This window comes from Nonlabens agnitus, from assembly GCF_002994045.1.
Lineage (GTDB): Bacteria > Bacteroidota > Bacteroidia > Flavobacteriales > Flavobacteriaceae > Nonlabens > Nonlabens agnitus.
The window spans coordinates 3036479-3056586 of record NZ_MQUC01000003.1; the positions used below are offsets into that span (position 1 = coordinate 3036479).

General features: G+C 38.5%; 26 protein-coding genes. 5 read left to right on the forward strand and 21 right to left on the reverse strand.

Annotated features, from left to right (window positions below; translation table 11 throughout):
• Positions 1 to 40: 40 nt before the first annotated feature.
• Complete coding sequence (locus BST86_RS13915) at positions 41 to 1264, forward strand: site-specific integrase (RefSeq protein WP_105983770.1); 1224 nt, start codon at positions 41 to 43, stop codon at positions 1262 to 1264.
• A gap of 20 nt (positions 1265 to 1284) precedes the next feature.
• Here the strand turns inward: BST86_RS13915 and BST86_RS13920 are convergent, their stop codons facing one another.
• The 19 genes from BST86_RS13920 to BST86_RS14005 all read right to left on the reverse strand — a co-directional run bounded on the left by BST86_RS13920 (position 1285) and on the right by BST86_RS14005 (position 16731).
• Complete coding sequence (locus tag BST86_RS13920) at positions 1285 to 3939, reverse strand: zincin-like metallopeptidase domain-containing protein (RefSeq protein ID WP_105983771.1); 2655 nt, start codon at positions 3937 to 3939, stop codon at positions 1285 to 1287.
• 1 nt (position 3940) lies between these two features.
• Positions 3941 to 4402: a hypothetical protein gene (locus BST86_RS13925; protein ID WP_105983772.1), complete on the reverse strand. Its 462-nt coding sequence runs from the start codon at positions 4400 to 4402 to the stop codon at positions 3941 to 3943.
• Positions 4395 to 4871: a hypothetical protein gene (locus tag BST86_RS13930; RefSeq protein ID WP_105983773.1), complete on the reverse strand. Its 477-nt coding sequence runs from the start codon at positions 4869 to 4871 to the stop codon at positions 4395 to 4397. The genes BST86_RS13925 and BST86_RS13930 overlap by 8 nt, the downstream gene beginning before the upstream one ends.
• A gap of 260 nt (positions 4872 to 5131) precedes the next feature.
• On the reverse strand, positions 5132 to 5806 hold the full coding sequence (locus BST86_RS13935) for a glycoside hydrolase family 19 protein (protein WP_105983774.1): 675 nt from the start codon (positions 5804 to 5806) through the stop codon (positions 5132 to 5134).
• Positions 5807 to 5808: 2 nt separating this feature from the next.
• Positions 5809 to 6117 carry a hypothetical protein gene (locus BST86_RS13940; RefSeq protein WP_105983775.1) on the reverse strand — a complete coding sequence of 103 codons (309 nt, stop codon included), beginning with the start codon at positions 6115 to 6117 and terminating at the stop codon, positions 5809 to 5811.
• 22 nt (positions 6118 to 6139) lie between these two features.
• The gene (locus BST86_RS13945) at positions 6140 to 6706 is read right to left on the reverse strand and encodes a hypothetical protein (protein ID WP_146126772.1); all 567 of its coding nucleotides are present in this window, start codon (positions 6704 to 6706) and stop codon (positions 6140 to 6142) included.
• A complete protein-coding gene (locus BST86_RS13950) occupies positions 6703 to 7134 on the reverse strand; it encodes a TIGR02594 family protein (RefSeq protein WP_105983777.1) in 432 nt (143 codons plus the stop codon). The genes BST86_RS13945 and BST86_RS13950 overlap by 4 nt, the downstream gene beginning before the upstream one ends.
• Complete coding sequence (locus tag BST86_RS13955) at positions 7131 to 7457, reverse strand: hypothetical protein (protein WP_105983778.1); 327 nt, start codon at positions 7455 to 7457, stop codon at positions 7131 to 7133. Before BST86_RS13955 ends, BST86_RS13950 begins: the two co-directional genes overlap by 4 nt.
• Positions 7458 to 7463: 6 nt before the next feature.
• Entirely contained in the window at positions 7464 to 7877 is a 414-nt protein-coding gene (locus BST86_RS13960; RefSeq protein WP_105983779.1) for a hypothetical protein, read from the reverse strand.
• Positions 7878 to 7919: 42 nt separating this feature from the next.
• Positions 7920 to 10607 (reverse strand): hypothetical protein, encoded by a 2688-nt coding sequence (locus BST86_RS13965; protein ID WP_105983780.1) that lies wholly within the window; start codon positions 10605 to 10607, stop codon positions 7920 to 7922.
• Positions 10607 to 11344, reverse strand: a complete 738-nt coding sequence (locus BST86_RS13970; protein ID WP_105983781.1) for a carboxypeptidase-like regulatory domain-containing protein — start codon at positions 11342 to 11344, stop codon at positions 10607 to 10609. The genes BST86_RS13965 and BST86_RS13970 overlap by 1 nt, the downstream gene beginning before the upstream one ends.
• A complete protein-coding gene (locus tag BST86_RS13975; RefSeq protein WP_105983782.1) occupies positions 11344 to 12093 on the reverse strand; it encodes a hypothetical protein in 750 nt (249 codons plus the stop codon). Before BST86_RS13975 ends, BST86_RS13970 begins: the two co-directional genes overlap by 1 nt.
• Before the next feature lies 1 nt (position 12094).
• Complete coding sequence (locus BST86_RS14940) at positions 12095 to 12262, reverse strand: hypothetical protein (RefSeq protein ID WP_172443358.1); 168 nt, start codon at positions 12260 to 12262, stop codon at positions 12095 to 12097.
• Positions 12259 to 13197, reverse strand: coding sequence for a hypothetical protein (locus BST86_RS13980; protein WP_105983783.1), 939 nt, complete (start codon positions 13195 to 13197; stop codon positions 12259 to 12261). The genes BST86_RS14940 and BST86_RS13980 overlap by 4 nt, the downstream gene beginning before the upstream one ends.
• A gap of 21 nt (positions 13198 to 13218) precedes the next feature.
• Positions 13219 to 13515 carry a hypothetical protein gene (locus BST86_RS13985; protein ID WP_105983784.1) on the reverse strand — a complete coding sequence of 99 codons (297 nt, stop codon included), beginning with the start codon at positions 13513 to 13515 and terminating at the stop codon, positions 13219 to 13221.
• Positions 13499 to 13861 (reverse strand): hypothetical protein, encoded by a 363-nt coding sequence (locus tag BST86_RS13990; RefSeq protein WP_105983785.1) that lies wholly within the window; start codon positions 13859 to 13861, stop codon positions 13499 to 13501. The genes BST86_RS13985 and BST86_RS13990 overlap by 17 nt, the downstream gene beginning before the upstream one ends.
• Positions 13862 to 13960: 99 nt before the next feature.
• Positions 13961 to 14557 carry a hypothetical protein gene (locus BST86_RS13995; RefSeq protein ID WP_146126773.1) on the reverse strand — a complete coding sequence of 199 codons (597 nt, stop codon included), beginning with the start codon at positions 14555 to 14557 and terminating at the stop codon, positions 13961 to 13963.
• 62 nt (positions 14558 to 14619) lie between these two features.
• Complete coding sequence (locus tag BST86_RS14000) at positions 14620 to 15081, reverse strand: hypothetical protein (RefSeq protein ID WP_105983787.1); 462 nt, start codon at positions 15079 to 15081, stop codon at positions 14620 to 14622.
• 18 nt (positions 15082 to 15099) lie between these two features.
• The gene (locus tag BST86_RS14005) at positions 15100 to 16731 is read right to left on the reverse strand and encodes a hypothetical protein (protein WP_146126774.1); all 1632 of its coding nucleotides are present in this window, start codon (positions 16729 to 16731) and stop codon (positions 15100 to 15102) included.
• A gap of 275 nt (positions 16732 to 17006) precedes the next feature.
• Between BST86_RS14005 and BST86_RS14010 the strand changes: the two genes are divergently transcribed.
• The 4 genes from BST86_RS14010 (at position 17007) to BST86_RS14020 (ending at position 19271) form a co-directional block, all read left to right on the forward strand.
• The gene (locus BST86_RS14010) at positions 17007 to 17264 is read left to right on the forward strand and encodes a hypothetical protein (RefSeq protein ID WP_105983789.1); all 258 of its coding nucleotides are present in this window, start codon (positions 17007 to 17009) and stop codon (positions 17262 to 17264) included.
• 4 nt (positions 17265 to 17268) lie between these two features.
• Complete coding sequence (locus tag BST86_RS14760; RefSeq protein WP_146126775.1) at positions 17269 to 17520, forward strand: hypothetical protein; 252 nt, start codon at positions 17269 to 17271, stop codon at positions 17518 to 17520.
• A gap of 66 nt (positions 17521 to 17586) precedes the next feature.
• A complete protein-coding gene (locus BST86_RS14015; RefSeq protein ID WP_105983790.1) occupies positions 17587 to 18546 on the forward strand; it encodes a hypothetical protein in 960 nt (319 codons plus the stop codon).
• Positions 18547 to 18548: 2 nt separating this feature from the next.
• Positions 18549 to 19271, forward strand: coding sequence for a hypothetical protein (locus BST86_RS14020; protein ID WP_105983791.1), 723 nt, complete (start codon positions 18549 to 18551; stop codon positions 19269 to 19271).
• A 9-nt stretch (positions 19272 to 19280) separates the two neighbouring features.
• On the opposite strand, the gene BST86_RS14025 is transcribed toward BST86_RS14020, so the two are convergent.
• Both BST86_RS14025 and BST86_RS14030 read right to left on the reverse strand, forming a co-directional pair.
• Positions 19281 to 19604 carry a hypothetical protein gene (locus BST86_RS14025; RefSeq protein WP_105983792.1) on the reverse strand — a complete coding sequence of 108 codons (324 nt, stop codon included), beginning with the start codon at positions 19602 to 19604 and terminating at the stop codon, positions 19281 to 19283.
• 77 nt (positions 19605 to 19681) lie between these two features.
• Entirely contained in the window at positions 19682 to 20056 is a 375-nt protein-coding gene (locus BST86_RS14030) for a hypothetical protein (RefSeq protein WP_105983793.1), read from the reverse strand.
• Positions 20057 to 20108: the final 52 nt, after the last annotated feature.

The following is a 20108-nucleotide window of genomic DNA, read 5'->3' on the forward strand; positions in this document are numbered from 1 at the left end:
TTTCCTTGTTTTTTGTCTGTACTTTTTTACCAATTGAAAAATGGAAAAGGGTTACGATAAGGGTTACACATTTGAAATCGCTATTAAGATGCCAGATTACACCGTTCCTGCATTATATGAGGCTAAAAAGATTGTTGATGGTCGCAAGGTTGCATCAGTGGATCCAGGAGCGCGATGGTATGTGTGGTTTAACTATAAAGGCAAACGTTACGCATTCAAAAACGGCATCAATAAACTCAAAACGGTAAAAGATCGACGTAGGGTAGGAAAAGCTATGGTAGCAGCCTACACGATCATGCTAGAACGTGGTTGGAATCCAGACACCAAACAAAATGAGACTGAAAGCGCACCAGTTCTTACATTAGAAAATGCCTTAAAATTAGCGTTGTCACACAAGAAATCAAGGGTCAAGGATTCCACGTACAAAGGTTATGAACATCGACTAACAAAGTTTATTGAATACACCGACAGCAAATTGATATCAGGACTACCGGTAGATCAATTCACAAAAAAACAGTTTGCGGCGTTTCTTAACCAAATCGCAAGTGAAGGTGCTGGAAAAACTAGTGTGCGTAATTATCAACGCAGTATTAGTGCCTTATTTTCTAAACTCGTGCAAGATTATCACATTAAAGAGAATCCTGCAGCTGGTATAAAAACTCCCAAGGGCAAGCCAGAGAAAAACACACCTTTTACTGCCGAAGAATTTAAAAACGTAGTCGATTGGTTTACCGTTAATGAGCCATACATGCTCATTCCTTTAAGGTTGATCGTTTTTGCGTTGCTCAGGCCTATTGAGACGGTTCGATTGAGGGTGAGAGACTGCAACGGCGATCAATTAAAGGTCGAAACCAAAACAGATTCCTATGCGACTATACGCATAATTGACAAATTAAAACCCACTATTGATACTATTATCAAACAGTCCACACATTCCAGTGATTTTATAATTACGAAAGATTTTAAGCCAGGTCCTTATAACGCAAGCGCTCAAGGTCGCTACGGCTTTTTCCAGCGCCGTTTCAAGGTGATGAAGGATGCTCTAGGCTTTGATCATCGTTATGGCTGGTATTCCTTGAGGCATAGTGCTATTTTTGCGCTATACACCAGTTTCATTAAAGATGGCTTGACCCCACGCGAGGCTGTTTTAAAAATGCTTCCAATAACCAGACATAGGGATGAAGAATCCCTTTCCAGTTATTTGCGTGATATAGGAGCATTTCTACCACCAGATTACGGATCCAGATTCAAGTTTGATCTGTAGTACGCTTTCGCGAAAGCGCACTATCCATATACTTTTTCACTACGAGTAAAATCAATAATATCATCAGATTCTTCTAAAGTAGGATCGTATGTATAATGACCTGCCACGTTGTACGCATTAGTTGAAGTATCAATCAAAGTGTATCTATTCTTTTCAGCTATGAAGTAATTCTGGTCAAATGATTCACCTGGATAGCCTTTTACAACGATATCAGCATCAAATACTTTGTCTGCACCACCTTTCGTTCTACCAGTTGTAGTTTGTTGGAAAATGATCACAAATACCTTACCGTCAAATCCATTCCTTACCTGGTCATCATAATCAAGATCTTTGATCATTTTTTCCAATTTCTGCCAGCTGTCTATCAATATAAAATCTGCAGCGTTCACTTGATCTTGAAAATCCTTCAAATTTTCAAAATGATCTGCAACTGCAATCCTACCTTCATTTGAAGGGTCTATATACTTATCAATTTTCTCTTGAAACAGGTTGCTGGTAGGATGCTCTTCGAGACTGGCAAACAAACACTGATTACCAGCACTTGCAAAATCATTGAGCCATTTCCATCCAGTGGTAGTTTTTCCTGCTCCTTGCTTTGCATCAAGTGCAACTATGATGGATCCTTGTGGTTTACGTTCTAGTTTTCCTAAGAACTGACTAGTAGCACCAACTAAGGGAAATAAAGGATTAGACGGTCCAGAATGTCTCAAGGACTTAGAATTAGTACCAGTGGCCGCCCTCGCAACGGCCTTAACTGGTACCTGCGAGGTAGTCTCGCTAATTTCTTGTACTTGATTAATTATGGGTTGTTGAATAACAGGTTCCTGAACTGATTCACTTACAACCGGCTGGCCCAGCATACCATATTGTCCGTTATCGTCTATACTTACAGGTTTAGGGTCGGAAGATTTTTTAGCTTTCGTTTTCTTAGCCGTTCTGCTTTTTTGTACAACCTTTGGTCTTGTAGTCTTTGACGTTTTGCTAGATGCCTTGCGTGATTTATTAGCGATAGGCTTTTTAGGACTTGACTTAGGTTTTTCATCTGTTTCAAAAATTTCTTTATACAATTTATCCTTAGCAACTTTTCTTTTTTTGAACTCAACAGCAACCTTTTTCATGTATTGATTGATGTCGTCGTTCCAAAGAATATCGCTCTTATAAACATCGATAACTTTTTGAAGCTCAACATCAGAAAGTTTTGAAGGTTCCTTTTTCACATCAATTGACTCACTTTTTTCAACTGACACATTTTCAGAATCCTTAGCCTTTTTAATTTTTTCTGATTTGCTCAGTTTTTTGAAATAGGCAGGATCTCCATTTTTATCGCGATCTAAAATATGATCTGCTGCAGCTTGTGCCGCGCTAGCTGCTCTAAAAAACAACTTATTATCTTCTTTCATCAAAGTGACTAGACCTTGATTCCATGATTTGAGATACTTTGCGCTATTGTCAATAATATTGAATAAAATTCCACTTTCTGCACTTAGAAAAACTGCGCCCATTTCAGCAGTCAATTCTTCTTTCTTTTTAAGGAATTTCTGTAATGAACTATCAACATTATCACGATATAGCGAACCTCTTTTAAGCCTTGAATTGTGACCCGTACTATGCACTAATTCATGAAATAGAGTAGAGTAGTATTCTTCTTTATCCTTCCACGCCTCTATAGGCGTTTGTAGTACGGTATCGGTTTGTTTGAAATAAGCTGGTTGATCACCTTCATATCTAATTTCTGGTGGGTTAGGATAGCTATCAACAATAGCTTCTCCAATCTCCATACGCTCAACTAGAGGCTTGTCAGCATTGTCATTTCCTTCATAACCGCCAAAGTCTATTCCTTCAATGTCTTCACCGTTGAAAACATTGTAGTATTTCAAAATGGGAATATAGTTGTTGGATAGTTCTTCAATTGTACTTCCTTTTTGGCCGAAATTATTAATCTTGGATCTGTTCTTTTTCAACCATCCTTTCATCTTTTCTTGAGAGTAGGTTGAGAAATCCAGTGCAGGAAAACCATTCATTTCCTTTTGTGAAAATGAGTATAGCATGGTGAAGTAAATGACACGGTGGCCGCTAGATCCCTTTTTTAGTTTCCCTTTGAGTTTTTCAATTTGCTTGAATGTCAGGAAATAGGGAATATTCCATATTTTAGGTACCATCAAATATTTACTAGGATCTTTTTCACTTGGAACAATCTCATAGTTTAGCATGAAAAAGTTGATGCCACGGTAAGGCTTTTTAGAGACAAAGTTTGTGGCCACGTCACCAGCGGATAAGCTAGACGAATTCCAGTTCTTTTGCCAGGGTAGATGACCTACTTCCTGAATCGTATTAATTACCGTTTCAGTTATATAGTTGTAAATGTCTTCTGGTGATACCGCTTTTCCCATTCCTGGGCTTTCTGTATCATCAATTTTGACTAGATCAGCATTAGGATAGAGCGCGGCCATGCCTTCAATTTCAAAATCCACATAATCCATTTCTTGGGTCATGGTAACCGGCTCATCGATCGCGATACGGAAATACTTTACATCAGGATCATTTTCTAATACCTCAATAACTCTATTAGGAACAACAATCAATCCAGCGTTGAGCGCCTTAATTGAGAATGTCTCTAGATCTTCACGGCTCACCTTTTGGCCATCAAATGCGTTAAATTGCTCTATCAAGTTCATATTATCCTATTACAAAATTTCCTACTGCTGGCACTGTCAAAACTCCCTTGTAATCATAGGCCATGTAATTAAAATCAAAACCACCTAGCAACATGCTTGCAGCATTTGCCAGTGGTATGCTAACTGGTAGCCATCCAGTTTGATAACCACCGTTTGCCGGTATGTTGATATTGCTTTGATTTACAAAAACTCGCGCCACTTGATTACCTAATGAATTATTGATTACCAGTTCTTTTAGGGTGATCGCTCCCAATGTATCTAGGTTCAAGTTTTTATGACTAGGGTTGTTGATCAACATTTTTAATTTGAATGAAATCTTCTCAAAATCCACATCAATATTAGAGATGTCTAAAGGCTTAAATTCCAGTTGGTCAATGATGTCACTGTAGTCAGTCACCTTTTTAAATGAAAAAGCGGTTACCGCTAGTGCAGCTGCACCGCCTATTAGTAATAATTTATTCATGATTGATGCTTTTATAGATTTGAGCATTACGCTCATCAAATACCGCTAGGCTTTTAAACGATTGTATAGGCTTTAAAATTTTGGTTTTATCACCAGTAACGCCGCTCAATTCAAATAATGGTTCCATATCTGGAGCGATGGAGAATGGCAAAACAATATTTGTGAATAGATGGCTTTCGTTGGGTTTAAGTAGGATTTTATCAAAAAGCAAATCCTTTTGACCTAAGAGCTCAGGATCCTGCTGCAAGGATTTGATGCCAAAAAGTTTTATTGAGGAAGGTTGAATGTGAGCGATATCGCCAGTATCGTTTTTAATAATAAACTCCATAGATACATTTGTTGAAGTACGATCCAACATGGAAATATCATAGGTAAAACCACCGGTTGAACTTAGACCATCCAACCATGACAATATTTTATTAATAAAAATGGACGATACCACACCAGTCAAAATGCTCATGATACGCATCGATTAATGTTTTGACAGTCGATTGGATTAACACTTGAACCTTCATTCACTACAAGTGATTTAGGAATAAAAAAAGTGTCCTCAATGAATGCAGGTTTAGGCAAATTGGGCGGTACCGCTGCGCCACCTTTTATATCTGAAACCTTATCATGATTTGATCTACACCACCAAATTCCTAATCCAACTCCTAATGCGACTGAGACTATTGTATTCATCTTTTTGTGTTTAGTACGCTTTCGCGAAAGCGTGATTAAATTTTTCTATGCGGCCATGGAGCCATTAATTATTTCTATTGTGTAATCCTGAATAAGTGAAGCACGATCCAAATGATTTACCACACGACGTGCCTGGTAGAAATCATTGTAATCATAATTACCAACGTAATTACCTAGTTTTTTACCGGTGAAAATTCCCTCGAGCATACCGACTACTAATATTTCGGCTGCTATTTTAGGATTCATTGCTAGGTCTGGATTGTTCTCAAGATCATAACCTAGTCTTAATCCCATTTTTATGTAATTCTCAAGCCAGGTCAATTGAACAAAACCACGCCCGTAGTAAACGTGGCCATTTAGAACCCTGGCATAATCATAACCTTGACGATTTACATAGGCCCTTGCTTGAGCATCTGTGAGTGGTGAACTTCTAGTTCCTTCTCGCACGGGCATCAACTTACTTTCATGCCATGCCGTTGCTATGATATACGCCAACTGCGACCCATTATCCTTTGGGTTGTGCTTATTGTTAGCCGCGATAATCAACGCCAGATTATCCTTTTGCTCTTTAGTCAACGTAATGCCTTGACTACGGGCAAGTGATTCCATACCAGCTAGCGACTTTTTATAAAGCGCACTGTTTTTAACGCTGGTGGCGCTCATGAGTAAGAGGCTACCAGCGGCAATTCCAGCAATGGTATAGATCGCTTTTTGATTCATATCTAGCTCAATAGGGATTGCGTATTGACTAATTCAATAAGCTCACCGTTTTTCTCTATAGTAAAAACAGTTTTTCCATTGTCCAACCTACGGGCGAGCATGTGATTATTACGACCAGGGAACCTAGATTCTACATCATCATCGATAGGTAGAAGCCAGTATCTTTTACCACTAAAGAGGATTTCACCAGACTGTTTTTGATGATCCCATCTTAAAATTCTAAATATTGGTGGCGTGAAGTAATACCATGCAGCATACCCAGCGGCTCCTAATCCTATTATTGCCAGTACGGCTTTTTGTGTGTTGCTCATTAGTTCGATTCTTTATGATTAATTATTTGATCCTGTTTGTAGGCGTACCGTATTTTAAATAGATACGGATTAATAGCACAATTGAGCCGCCTATCAATAAAGCCCATAACCACCACGGCCAGACGGTGCGCACGGTTTCACTTGTGCCTTGATCTAGCTTATTTTTAGTGGTGGCCAGGCTATCATTTTTTACTTCTAATTGCTTTTTGCTTTCAGTTGGGCCAACGGTTGTATTAATGTTGATCTCGCGCTTTTGCTCGTCATAATCAACGGTACTGCTATTGGAACCGCTGGTTTTTCTGGACTTTATTTTTTTAAGGATCTGGTCCACTTCTTTATTCACTTTTTTATCCAGAATAGGATCGCCAGTATCTGCAGCTGGTACCGGTATGGTTTGCTGGTCCTCAATGGCAAGACTTTTAACCGTTTCTTTCTCGCTTATGCTTTCGCTGGACTTGTCAACGGTGGTTTTTTCAATGAGTTTTTCACTCACTTTCTTTTTAGATCTGCAGCTGGTACCGGCCATAAGAAATGAGAGCAATAGAATTGCACAAACGACTTTTAGTATAATGTTGCCTACTTTTCTCATTCCTCTATTTGCTTAAACCTGCGATATCCCTCTAGTCGATCCTTTGGGTATAATGCTATGTTGACCTCGTTGGACTGGTTGCCGCCCAATACTCTTATGTGCGTGTCAGTCTCATTGATATAAAAACCTACATGGCCATAACCGCTGCCTTTAAACTTGCGCCAGAACACTACCACGTCGCCCACGACTGGATCTGTAACCGGCTCGCCTATTTCCAGCCAGCTTATTGCATTTAGCTTTCGCGAAAGCGGTAAACAGGCCTTGTGATGCACGCTGTTTACAAATGCGCTACACCATGCCGTTTCATCATCCTGCACCCAGCTGTGGCCGGCATCTTTGAACATTTGAATGATCTTTTGCTCATGGTTTGCACCTGGCACCTCTTTAAGGCCGTAATCCTGTAATGCTATATCAATGGCTCTATTCATATCTCTGGTGTTAGATTAATGCCTGTGTTGCGCTCTATGATCTTCATTAGTTCCAGCGTGTCGTTATCGTCCTTATTCAAATTTTTGACGATGGGTACCACGATGGATAATTTTATTTGCAATTCAGTTAACTGTTCTTTTACTTTTTGCAGTTCTACTTTTAACTGCTCTGTTTTTTCCTTTTCAATGGCAAGTTCTGCCACTAGGTTTTTATGTTTGGTTTCCCTGTAGGCTCTCATGGCTTCCAGGATCTTAGGTAAGTTAAACGCTGCTATAATTCCACCTAAAGAACCGAACAACGCGATGATAACAGGTTCGCTCATATTTCATTATTCTGTTATTGCGACTGTGATCATTTCCTTTACATGAGCCGATACGTTAGCCTTAATTAATTCTTGATTTACTTTTTCCTTTAACCGTTGGTTTTCGGCCTGCAGCGTTGCGGTGATCTCGTCCACCTGTTCCTTGCTTTTCATAGTGGCCCAGCTGCTTTTAATGTTCTTGTAACTGGATTTAAAAGTGTCGTGCAGGTAGTAGCCAAAAACAGAAAAGATCACCGAGTGATACCATGGGTTGTGCAATTCAAAATGACGTAGTGTAAAATTGATCGATAGGCACAAAAACATAAAAGTCAAACCACGCCAAAACCTACCACTGTCTGCAATGGCCTTGTTACGCGAAAAGTAACAGTATGCAAATAGCGCAGATCCTAATAATAGTAAGACGGCATAGGCTAATTTCATGGGTTGTGGTTATTTTGTTTTTAGTTCGCTTTCGCGAAAGGGTTATAAAATTTCTCGTTTATCAATGACACCAGCTGCAGTGATGAATAATTCATAAAATTTGCCGTCCTCGCCTTTTAGCCTTGTGAATGGCTCGTAACTATCTTCAAGACCTACGTTTTGCTCCCATAGCGTTTTACTGTCCTTTGCGGTGATGTTTGGCAAAAGTAACGGCGTATTTACCACGGCATCAGAATTGCCGTCTAACGTATATTGACCGTCTTTTAATTGAAACAAATTGTCCGATAGGAAATTAGTATTATCAAAATCTGAAAGGATGGCACCCGCTGGCAAGGAAACATTTAACTCCGCAAAAAATCTACTTGAAAAAGTTAGATCGACACCTTTTTTAAACAAGGTTCCAGCAGCACCAAAGCCAAAGGCGTTGGTATTTGTTATTTTAAAGCCGTTCCACGATCCAGATAATGTAAAGCCATCGTTACAGCCATAAATCCCTATAGTGGTGCCTAAAAACTGTCTGTAGTCATTAATTACACCTAAGCTATTGCAACCATCAAAATTTATAACGTTGCACTCTATAGCATTAAAACCTGTTGCATCAACAAGATCAAAAACGCTGCCTGTGGTGGTAAATGATAATCCCTGCATTTGCAGCCCACCAGATCCACCAGCAGGACTTTTAAAAATACTTTCGCCTGGAACGTTCTTAATTATTTTTGACGCTTCAAGACCGTAGCCGTTTATGGTTAGATTTCCACCAGCTGGCACCTCTATAAATTCTCCGGCCAATAGAATTAGATCGCCATCAATGGTATAGGTTGTTTTGAGATCTAAAGATCGATTTATCAAATCTGTTTTTGACCTAATGACAAGTTCCTGTAATTTATCTTTAAACGATGCCACGTTAAAATCAACACCTACGGCAGGATCATTTGTGATCGATTGGCAATTACTTTCAAATCCACCTACCTCTATATTTGTTCTAACAGATGATAAATTAGTGCGTAATAAAAAGCCTGGAGCCGATTGTATCAGTATTGTTTTTTGAATTACTGCTGTTAAATCTGTGATGTTATCCGCTACAAAAAGGGGTAAAGCGTCAGACTTACGGATATAGCAATTAACGGCAGTTATTTTAGGGAAACTATTACCTGTCAACCTAAAATACCCTGTAAGGTCGGAGCAATTGAAATTTATTAAGTTCAGATCAAATACTCGTCCTGCATAACTATCAGTAGAACCTGTTATGTTTAAATTGTTTGCCGTACCCGATAACGTGATTTTACCGTTTTGCTGGCTAAAATTTAGATCTCCATTAAAATTGGAATTATTGAAAACAATGTGATGGTTTTTATTATGAGAATATGAAAATTTTATATCTCCGTTAATATCTCCTAACTCCCAGGTATTGTTATTACCTAACGGATTAAAAATGCTCCCAATGATGTTTAAGGTATTGGCTTTAACTGTTATCTCATTATTACCAAAAATTGCCGAGCCTGAAATAGTCAGTTCGTTTAATTCAATTATAGACCCTGTTGGTAATGCTAATATGCCGTTTGAATCAAATATGTTCAATTTTTCAATAACTATTTTGGCTACAGATATTACTCGAAAGCCAGCAGTCCATAAGATCTCATTGCAATTGATATAAGCATCAACATCCTCTGAACTGATATGACCACCATTATTATTGGATAAATTTTTGATTCCACCGTTTGGCAGATTCAATCGCAAGGTGTATCTCCCGGAAACATTGCTAGCATAATAAAGGTTTTGTGTGCCACCGGCAGGATCGCCATAATTGGTTAAATCAACAAATGCCGCTTTGGTAGATGTAATTTCCAAATTATAATATCCAATAGGGTTTATAATTGGGTGATCCCCAGCAGATAAAATCTGAATTTTTACAGTTTCATTTGACGTGGAATTACGTGTAAATAAATCAAAGATTGCATCCAGCGTTCTAAATGGCTTGTTAGCGTTTTCAAATTGTCCTGTTAGATCGTTACCTATAAACCTATCAACAAAAAAAGTGTCTTTAACTATTGGCTCTGTTGCGCCAATATCATCAAGCAGCTGCGATAATTTTGTGATCTCGCGTTTGATTTCAACATTTGAGTTGTCAGATACCAGTATAAAATCTTCTGGTGCTACTGGATCGCCATTTACTCCATAGGTTCCTGCAGCGCCTACATATCTGTAAACTTTGCTGGGTCTAGGTGCGATCTTTGCAAATTGCGTTACTCTAAAATACCAGTCTTGACCAGCTACAACCTCGTAGGTTTCTAGGCCAAAGGATGGTACCACCTCATTGATAAGATCATCAACTGGTGTATTCACGTCGTCAATAAATATTTCTTTTATCTCAACGTTTTCTGGATCTACTCCATCTGCAATGGGAAAAGGATCTGTAGAAGTTTCTTTAAGAAAAAAGTAGTCGGCTTCTGTAGTTTTAGTGCCTAAGATACCGCCATACGTTCCTTTACCTGGTTGGAATAAATAGGACGTTTGGACCAGCTGCACTGCAGGTGGTTCGCCTATTTCTACCACGTCTCTCGCAACGGTATGGTTAACGATATAGATTTCATCGCCAGCCACTTCCAGATTACCTACAAGATTCATTGCATCTGAAACGAAAGGCACGCGCAACGCATCAACAAAATACTGTTCTACTTTGTTGTTTTGGTCGCCACCGGTATCTGGTAATAATCCTATTATTGCTCCCATTACATTGAGACGTTTTTGACCTTAGGTTGAGAATAAATGAATAGACCTATGGCAATGGCACCTATTCCAATTAATCCATAAAGTTTCCAGTTGATAGGCTTAGAAGGTGAAGAAGTAATCACTGGCTTTTCATTTGTCAATTCAATGGGTTCTAATTGTTCAAATGAAACATCAAGAACGATATCGCCCATATTTGAGCTTGCATCTCTCAACTCAGTTGTGTAGCCTATGTGACTAATCTCTACCAATGCATCTTGAGGTACGTTGTACAGTGTAAAACGTCCTGAATTATCAGAAACGGTACCTGTCTTAGAATCAACGTAGATATGGGCTTTAGGTATAGGTGATCCAAAAGCATCAACAATACGTCCAGTGATTTTTATTTTAGGTGCAGTTATCGTCATCATAGGTTGTTTGATTGGTGATTCAACATGGCTCACTAGCGGTTGATAAGTAGGTTTTATAGTTAATGGCTTATCAAGCAATACATCTTGTAAAGGTTTTTCAATAGGTAGGCGATGCTCAACTACATGATTTTCTAAAGGAACCGTGTCAATGTTATAAACTGGTTGAACTGGTAATCGATATTCTACTACAAAATCATTGGTAGGCAATTGATAGTTTCCAGATTGAGCCATCAAACTATTCTCTAGATTAAGATCATTGCGGTATTTCAACCCGTCCATGGATAATGAATCGTCAAAACCACTTATGTATGCTATTTGTCTTGTGTCCATTACAGTTTTTTATTACTAATTTGACTTTGTAAAACGACACCGAATGAGCATCCCAATCCAAAAGCGAAACAATCCTCAACTATGTAGTAAGTTTTACCATCATTACCATTAGCATCACCTTTTGGAACTATGCCGTAAGCAACCACTTTACCTACGTAGTCTCTAAACTTGAAATTATCGTAGAGTTCACCGGTTCCTGTCCATCCATTACCAATTTTTACAGCTTGAAAAACTTGTATTCCATTTTTTGCGGCACAGTATAGTTCGCTTCCAATCGCATAGGTTTGAGTGTCCTCGTTGTACTGCTTTGCTCTTAAAATATCATAGAAGGTTTGCATTTCCTCAGTGTCTAAACCTTCCTGAATATCTTTATCCAAAGTCCTATCAAATAGTATATAGTAAGCATCACTTACATCCTTGAAACTTGTGACACGACTAGCAATATCATTCAATGCAGTTTCATTTGTAGAGATATTAATATCAGGAAGAATCCAACTCAATGTGCCTGGAAATTCAAACCTTGTAAAAGAATTAGCTATAATGCCAGCGGCAACAACATTTGGGCTACCTGCGTTGGCTCTTGCATATGCGCCAGCTCTCCAATTTTTGTAGGCTTTAGGAAGAAAAATAAGACCTAGAATAACCGCACCAGTTATTACAATGGGCTTAAAATTGTCTTTTACAACTTCAATTCCAGCCTCAGCAGCTGATGCAACCACCAATGGATTATTCATTCCTTCGTTTTTCATTCTAACCTAATTTTGCAAACATCATTAGCTTGCTTTTGTTCTTACGCAATAGGGCAATGCCTTTGGGTACGTTTGCGAGTTCGTATAGCGTTTTTTGATCCTCAGTGGAGAGCTCAGCAAACTTTTTGGCGTACTTCTCTCGGTTTTTTTGTTCAATTAATGCGCTCATTGTTGATTAGGGTATTTATCGTTCAATGCATAGAGCTCTGTTAAGTATTCTTCAATATTCAATCGTTGCGCTATTTCCTGCAGCAACTCTACAAGCCCATCACTTACTTGTGGAATGGAAATCGTTGCGATGAATTGTTGTTTGACCTCAGATAGTCTAGGGTTGGGATTTCCTTGACCTTGAGCATATTCAGGTATTTGACCGCCGTTACCAGCGAGCAATGGTAAAAGTCCTGGCAATTGCTCCATCATGGTTTTAAACCCTTCACTTTCCATGAATGATTTGTTTTCAGATTTCAAGAGGGCAATGGCCAGTTCCTTTTCACGTTCTGCGTTATTTTTAAAAACAGTCAGATCGTTTTTCTCTGCAGTCAGATTTAAATTTTTGGTACGTTCTTCATACAACTCTTTTCTCAAGTCGTTCATATCACGTAGGTAGTCATCACTGCGCTGTGCTTTAGCCTTCAAATCTGCCATTTCACTCACCATGGCGCTCATTCCTGCATTCATTCCACCAAATTGAAAATCCATCATTTGTGGTTGCTGTTGAACCGGTTGTTGAAATTGCTGTGGTGGTTGTTGATTGTGGTTCATGTTGTTGCTGGGTTGTTGCTTTGGTGCGCTATCCTGATTTCCCAACGAGTATTCAATTACTGGAATACTGGAAGGTGTGGTTGTATTGCCGTTTTTTTTTCTAGCCTGGATATATATAGGTTGTCCATGAACCGCAATAAGATCATCCAGATACTGCTTGAATGACTTATTTGTGGTTAGAAAATCCTTATAGTAGATATTGCTAGGTTCTGCAGGGTTTTCCTTAACGTTAGGCTTGTTGATAGGAGATTTCTTGCTACGATCACCCTTAGCATAGATTTTCATCAATGCTTTGGGATCGTTGGCAATAAAATCTTCTATTTCTTGTATTCGATTACTCATAAAATGCGAGGTTATGAATGGTTAAGGGCAACTAGGCTTGGGCTGCATTGCCTCAAAGTCAACGTTTACCAACTGGTAATACACTAAGACTAGGTTATCAGGGTTGGCAGGATCCTCAAACTCTATGTCATACTCATCATTGAGAATGAGATTATCATTTGTGAATCCTACATAAGGAATATTAGGTTTAAGATCCAATAGCTTGACGGTTACTGCAGTGCCACCAGCATTATAGAAAACTGGGTTCAAGAAATTATCAGCGGTCCATGAACCACTTCTAGTTATCTGCTGTACCTTATTACTACCTTTTACAAGCATCTTTTCTCCAAAAAATTACTTGATAGCTAGTATCAGCATCAACGTTTGCATGAGTTGTAAACTCAATATTGATGGACTGGTTTCCTTCTACATGACAAGGTGCCTTTGCCTCAAGAAATTCACCACCAGTTTGCTCTAGGCCGCGAGTATCAATCTTAGGCATGATCTCACTGCCGGTTGCATCTGTTACTTTAATTTCTGCCGCTTTGTCCAAGTTGTTGTTGAACCTATTGACGATGTGAATGCGGTCGTATGTACCTGGATCCAATTTTACATTACCTGACTGGCCTGATCTGGTACCGGCAGCAATGTCAATATTGAATAATTTAAAAGGTTGTGTGTTCATCTGATTGTGAATTATTCGCTTTCGCGAAAGCGTTAATAAAAAAACGCCTAGCCTACACAGGCTAGGCGTTTTAGAATTGAAAAGAGGGTAGCTTAATTATTATGCATCAAGTGCGATGGTACGCAACTTAACCTGCACATAGTGGAAATTATTAGCATCTGCATCACCATTAGGTGGGAACTTAATGTCAATTTCCAATGGGGTGTTATTTGAAAGTGCAAAAGGGAATACCTCAGTATAACGCTCATTCACGTTAGTTGATCCTGCATTGATATAGCTTTCCACAAGTCCAGATTGTAACACTTTACCACCTTGTTTGAAAATCAATACCGCATTTTTCAATTTAACGGGTAGGTCATCAGTATAGGCTGGTACACCTGCATCTGCTGCTGCTGCTGCGAGTACAGAATAAGTGACTTGAATACCATCTACCCTATGAGCTCTGGCAAGTTCACCAGCATCTGTAGAAGAAATACCTTCTACTTTTTTGGTATTGGCATCAATTAGGTTTTCAGTACCATTGAGGCCTATCAAAGCCTTAACATACACTTCATCACTAATGAATGAGTTGTAGTTAATCTCGTTCTTTTGCTTCCAGTCTGCTAGAGTGTTCTTGGTTTTAGGACTTAGGCCGCCTTGTGCGCTTAGGTTCCCGAAGAAACTCATTAGTGCTGTTAGTAATACAAATGTTCTCATTTTTACTTTTTTAGATTATTGTTGAAGGTTTAAATTGAATTTTTGTCCGGTGGTAGAACGGGTTATTGTGCTATGCGCATTCCCTCAAATGGGTTCTCGCTAGTTTGACGGTTTTCGATTCTTCTAATAGGTTCCTCACGTTGCGCAGTGCGACGTATGGTAGGAAACTGGAAGGTGCTATTCATTCCCAATAGGGATTTCATGAAGCCGTTTTGACCTGCGGCAACTTCTGCCTTTGTGCTTGCAGGAACCATTTCACGTCCTACAGCGATTAAAGCGGCAACACCTGTACCTGCGGCAAGACCTTTAAGGCCATTGCTGGTAGTGTCCTTTGATTTAATGGCTAGGGCTGCGCCTATACCGGCGACTGCCAGTGCCATATTTACTAATTTCTTGCTTGCCTGTGGAAATTTTCCAGTAATAAGCTGTTGAGCTGGTTCCTGAACTAATCCACCTACAGCAATACCGCCTAGCATCACGCCGTCGGTTTTGAATGTTTTGCTATCTGGAGTTCCAAATTTCATAGCGTTGGGTTTTAGTGATTATTTTGATTTGCCGGTAGGCTTAGAGTTATTCTTAAAATAATAGGCTCCAGCGCCTACGGCTGCAAGGAGTCCTATTCCTATCAATACTTCCTTACCACCTATTCCTGCGGTTTTAGGCGGTATGTTGTTGGGGTTATTAGGGTTGTAATTGTTGTATGGGTTTCCTGACCATGAACCGCCATTCTCAACACCACCACCATCATAGCCGTTGTAAGGATTGTCAAAACCACCTAGATTGCCATTTTGATCTACATAGGCATTTCCAGTATTGTTGTTTTGAGGCAACTTATCTACAAATTGTAGTATGTAATCCCTGATGACTAGATCATCATCGTTTGCCAGACTTTCTGGCAATTGTGTCTTACCTGCAATAACATCGTCAAGAAACTTTGCTAGAACTGTCCAGAAAGCATCCTCGGCTCTTTTAAAATCTCCTTGAGCGCTGCTACTAGGGCAGTGGTTGGTACGCCATCCATGCTTTAAAAGGCTGTCGCCAAAATGAGCCAATACAAATTCTGCATCACGCCATTTAAGGTGAACACGCTTGTCGTGGAAGAAAGGGTGACCTTTTTTACGTTCGTTTTCAAATCTAATACCACAGGCACCTGTACCACTGTCAAAGATTCCTACTATTCCATCTAATGCACCAGTTAATTGACTTAAATCAAAAGAACCGCCTGCACCACCTAGAATGCCACCAGTGCCGCCACCTTCTGCACCGCCACCGCCGCCTAATGATCCTGCAATTAGGCTCATTGTAAAGGGGTCTAGGTTCATTCCTTGATGTTGGTCACCTATATAGTTATAGGGGAACGCCATACCGTCAACTGTTATACAGGTGTCGGTGGCGATGACCTTAGGGGTAATATTATTGGTAAGTTTATTCCAGCAGGTTTCTGCTGCTTTCTGCATCATTTCAGGGCATGCACCGTTGTCAACTTTTTCTTGAATGAAATTTTGTAGTCGATGGTACTCGTTAGAGGTAAGTTCTAGCGCATTGTTGTTACTTTCTTTGCAACCGCAGTTCATACCTGCCAGTGCTGCATTCATCCCGTAAAATGGTAATATCTCCATATCGTTGTTCCAATAATGCGGCGCTTCTCTATTCTCTAGTGCGCTGCCGTCAATTACATAATAACCGCTGTTGAGGGATCCAGTTTTTTGATCTATGGGAACAATCACATAAACGTGACTAATCCGGTCGCCTGTTTCTACCATTTTGATCTGGCGCATTTTTGACCTTATACCTATAGAGGCACAAAGTGCAGCGCTCATGATTGCAAAACTTTTACAATCCATTCCTTCACGTCTATTTGCCCATGCACATGCTGGTGTGCGCAATCGTTGCGCCTTACCGTCAACATCATACTGGAAATAGTCACGCTGGAACTGGTAGAATGCCTCACAAGTGCGTTCCAGTGATTGTTGTTGCAGCTTTCTAGCTACCTTTTCAATCTGGTGTGCGTACTTGCTGGCGTATGTTGCCATTTCTTTTAAAATCCTTTTGGGATTTCCTGAACCTTGAGCAAATACCTGGCAATCTGTAACTGGAATCAATGCATCGTACAAAGATCCATCCTGTATGATTTCCCTTCTTAATAATGCATTAACCTCATTGCGTGTCATCATGTCAATGATCTGTGTTTTTAGTTATGGTGGTTAAGAAATAAAGCGCATTGCCAGTTTTGGAAATGCGCCTATTAACCTTAGTCCTACCAAAAACTTGAAGACAAATATGAGGGCAACAACAATAACGTTATCAGAGTTTTAGGCAGTTGTTGGACGTTTTGAACAGCTTTAAACAGTTTCACGCAGTTTTCTACAGTTTCTCACAGTTATTTCGCTTTCGCGAAAGCGAAAAACATCTAAATCCCGTATTTTTGAGACAACAATAACCTTATTATATGAACGCAAGTACCACCAATGCGGCTCATGCATCTGATCCTAAAAACGATCTGGATGAGTTTAACAATGCCGTCAAAAAGAAGACAATCAAAAGAAAATTCAGCAACCTGAGTGAAAAGGACGTTGCAACGACCATCTGGGAAGTTGTTGTTGAATATCGCAAAAATGACAAGGTGCCTATAACCGAAGAACAGGCCAAAAATCTACACGCTATAAAATATAGTGAGGCTCTCGAGGTGTACAGGCGATTAAGTTAGAACTATGGCAGTACCCAATAAAGATGTTGAGTTTCTTTGTGAACTCATGGCTATGAATGCGGATATGTTTAGGGAATTTAGGTATGAGCGGTCCACGTTGTTGTATTGCCTTATCAACCTGGATCTGGTACCGCAGGAACATGATAGCCGTGTGCGATACCTCAGTACCACCTATAATGGAGTAGTGCGAGTAACTATAAGTACCGCAGCGCCACAACCTACTTACGGTCGTATGTATAATAGTGGAAAGAAATGAAATATTATCAATAATTGTTGTTTTGCATTTTAAAAAAGGTATATTTTTAAACTCCCAAATCGGTTCATGGACAAAATAGAGTTTATCCTTAAAAAGGATGCTGACGGAAATAATGTAAATCTGAACAGAATGTCAATTGCTGACACTTTAGCTGTTAGAGAGATTTTAGACGCATTATTGTCCATAGCACAACATGAAGCTGGTTTGAACCTTCAAATTGGATTAAAAAAATCAAGCGCCGCTATAGCTCTTTACGATCGTCCAACTCTTGAAAATTCAACAATACAAAAGGAGCCAGGGCTAGAGGTAGTTTTTAAAAAAATTCAAACTGCTGCTGAGAGCAAAGAAGATCGTGATAATTTTTACATTGGAAAGCTTAACAAGGTTCTTCATAATGTTGAAAAATTCCAGGAATTTGAGGTTAATTATACGGTTGATGAAAAAACCGAAAGTATCAAACCGCTATTTTCCAAAAAGTTTAGGAAGACTAGGAAAAGAGTAAAACTACCCAATAATTACAATATTAAATTTATTTCTGGAGTTCTTCAGGAGAATGGCGGTTCCAAACCTAATTTTCATTTAGTACTTCCAGATGATCGATCGTTTACAATTCAGTGTACAAAGGAAGAAGCTCAAAAAATTAATACCCTATTGTATAGAAAGGTTCATATATCTGCATGGGCTAAACAATTGAAATATAATATAGAGTATCAATATTGTGATATTTACGTAGGTTCTTCAGAAGATTTATTTCAAGAGTTTGATTCTTTTTTTAAAAAATTAAAGCAATTGGAAGGTACTCAGCCATACCATGCTATCAGTGAGAAATTAATGGATTATTATGATAATAAAGAATATATAAAAGCAAAAAAATTTATTCGTTGTTTCATTAATGATTTTGCCCTACCTAGTTATTTAAGAATAATCTTGACAATTTCTAAAGGATTGCGTGAAGAAGAAGATTTGACTGGAGTTCTGGCACAAATTGAAAAAATTCTAGAGAATCAAGTTGGTAAAGTTTATTAAGGATGGATGAAGGATTAAAATTATTTACTGATGATGAATTAACAAGCGCCAATGAGTTTGATTTTTCAGTTGATTTCGTAGCTATTTACAGTACAATGACTAATGGTGTTGCGGATCATGCTGGATTATTTATTTGTTTTGATGAAAAGCAATATGCGTTTCACTTTGATTCACAAAACGTTGTTTTAGTCGAAATTACTGGTAAGGAAGAAACCCTTAATCAATTACATATTAAGGTTTTAGATATTATCTTTGAAGAGGAAGTTCCAGCATTTTTGACACATTGTGAGATACTTTTGAAAAAAGGGATTAGCCCATTATTTGGTTTTGCATTTAGTGACTCATATTACGATTCAGTCACAAAGGAATCATTTTTGAAAAATGCAAAGTTTGATATAACAACTTGTGTAGGCTTTTGCATCAAAGTTATTCGTGGTCACCTCTATAATAATCAAGAATATTTGAAGTTGGAAGATTGGGGTTTTGAATCCTTATTAACTCTTAAACCTCTTAGGCTGGAGAGGATGAAAAGGTATTTGAGATCATACGCATCTTTACACTCAATTTCTATTGAAGATCTCTATAATGATAGTGATTTAAAAAGAATACTGCCTTCAGAACTTTTGAGCTCAGGTTACTTTATAGAACTCCCTATCTCGAAAAATTCAACGGACTTAATAAAACCGTTGATAGAAAAATATATGATAGATAGAAATGTTGCATAATTATCCTTTTTACTTTTGCTCTTCTTGAGCTTCGAGATTTCGTATTCTCTTTATCTGAATTATTACCGGAAATTGCTTGGTATTTGACATTACTCTATTCCTAAATTCATCACGAGAATATAACTTCAATTCGTTTATAAAATCTTCTAAATCTTTTTCATCTCTAAAGGTAACTTCATGATGCTTTTCATTTTTCAAAGCAACAGATTCTTGAGAAACAATATTAAACCCAAAAACCAAGTGGTACTTCTTAGAAAGGAAATACCCGTTGTTATTCAGCTGATTAAAATATTCTTTTTGGTATTCTTTAATCTTGTTAAAAAATGATTGCATATTGATGAGAATTAATATTTGAACAAATTTATTGATTTGATACGTTATTGATGTCGATGTAGTCCAAGTCGAAATTTCTATTTCTTAACTTGATACTTAGTGATTTCCTTCAAAATTTTGAAGTACTCTTTGTAATGACTTGCTTTCTCAGTATTTACCGGGTTATCACCATCGAAATAAAAATGTGCCTGATATTTGTAATCTGCGTCATCATGTAATTTAAATGAGGTTTTTAGTTCAGATTCATCTAAAATCTTTCTGATCCGATCTATAGTCAGTTTAGGAACATCAATTGCTATTCTGTTAAAAATCTCTCTTTGTTCTTTACCGCTCAAATATCTTTCTCCATAACCTAACGGTTGATATTCACGATTAAAAAAGGCTATACGGCCGTCTTGTAGAACATAAAGTCCATAGGGTAAGTTGATCTTGAACAAATTATTTAAGGCCATAGGTAGTTTTGTTTGCTTATAAATATAGCTTTCTATTTGATGTATTACAGTA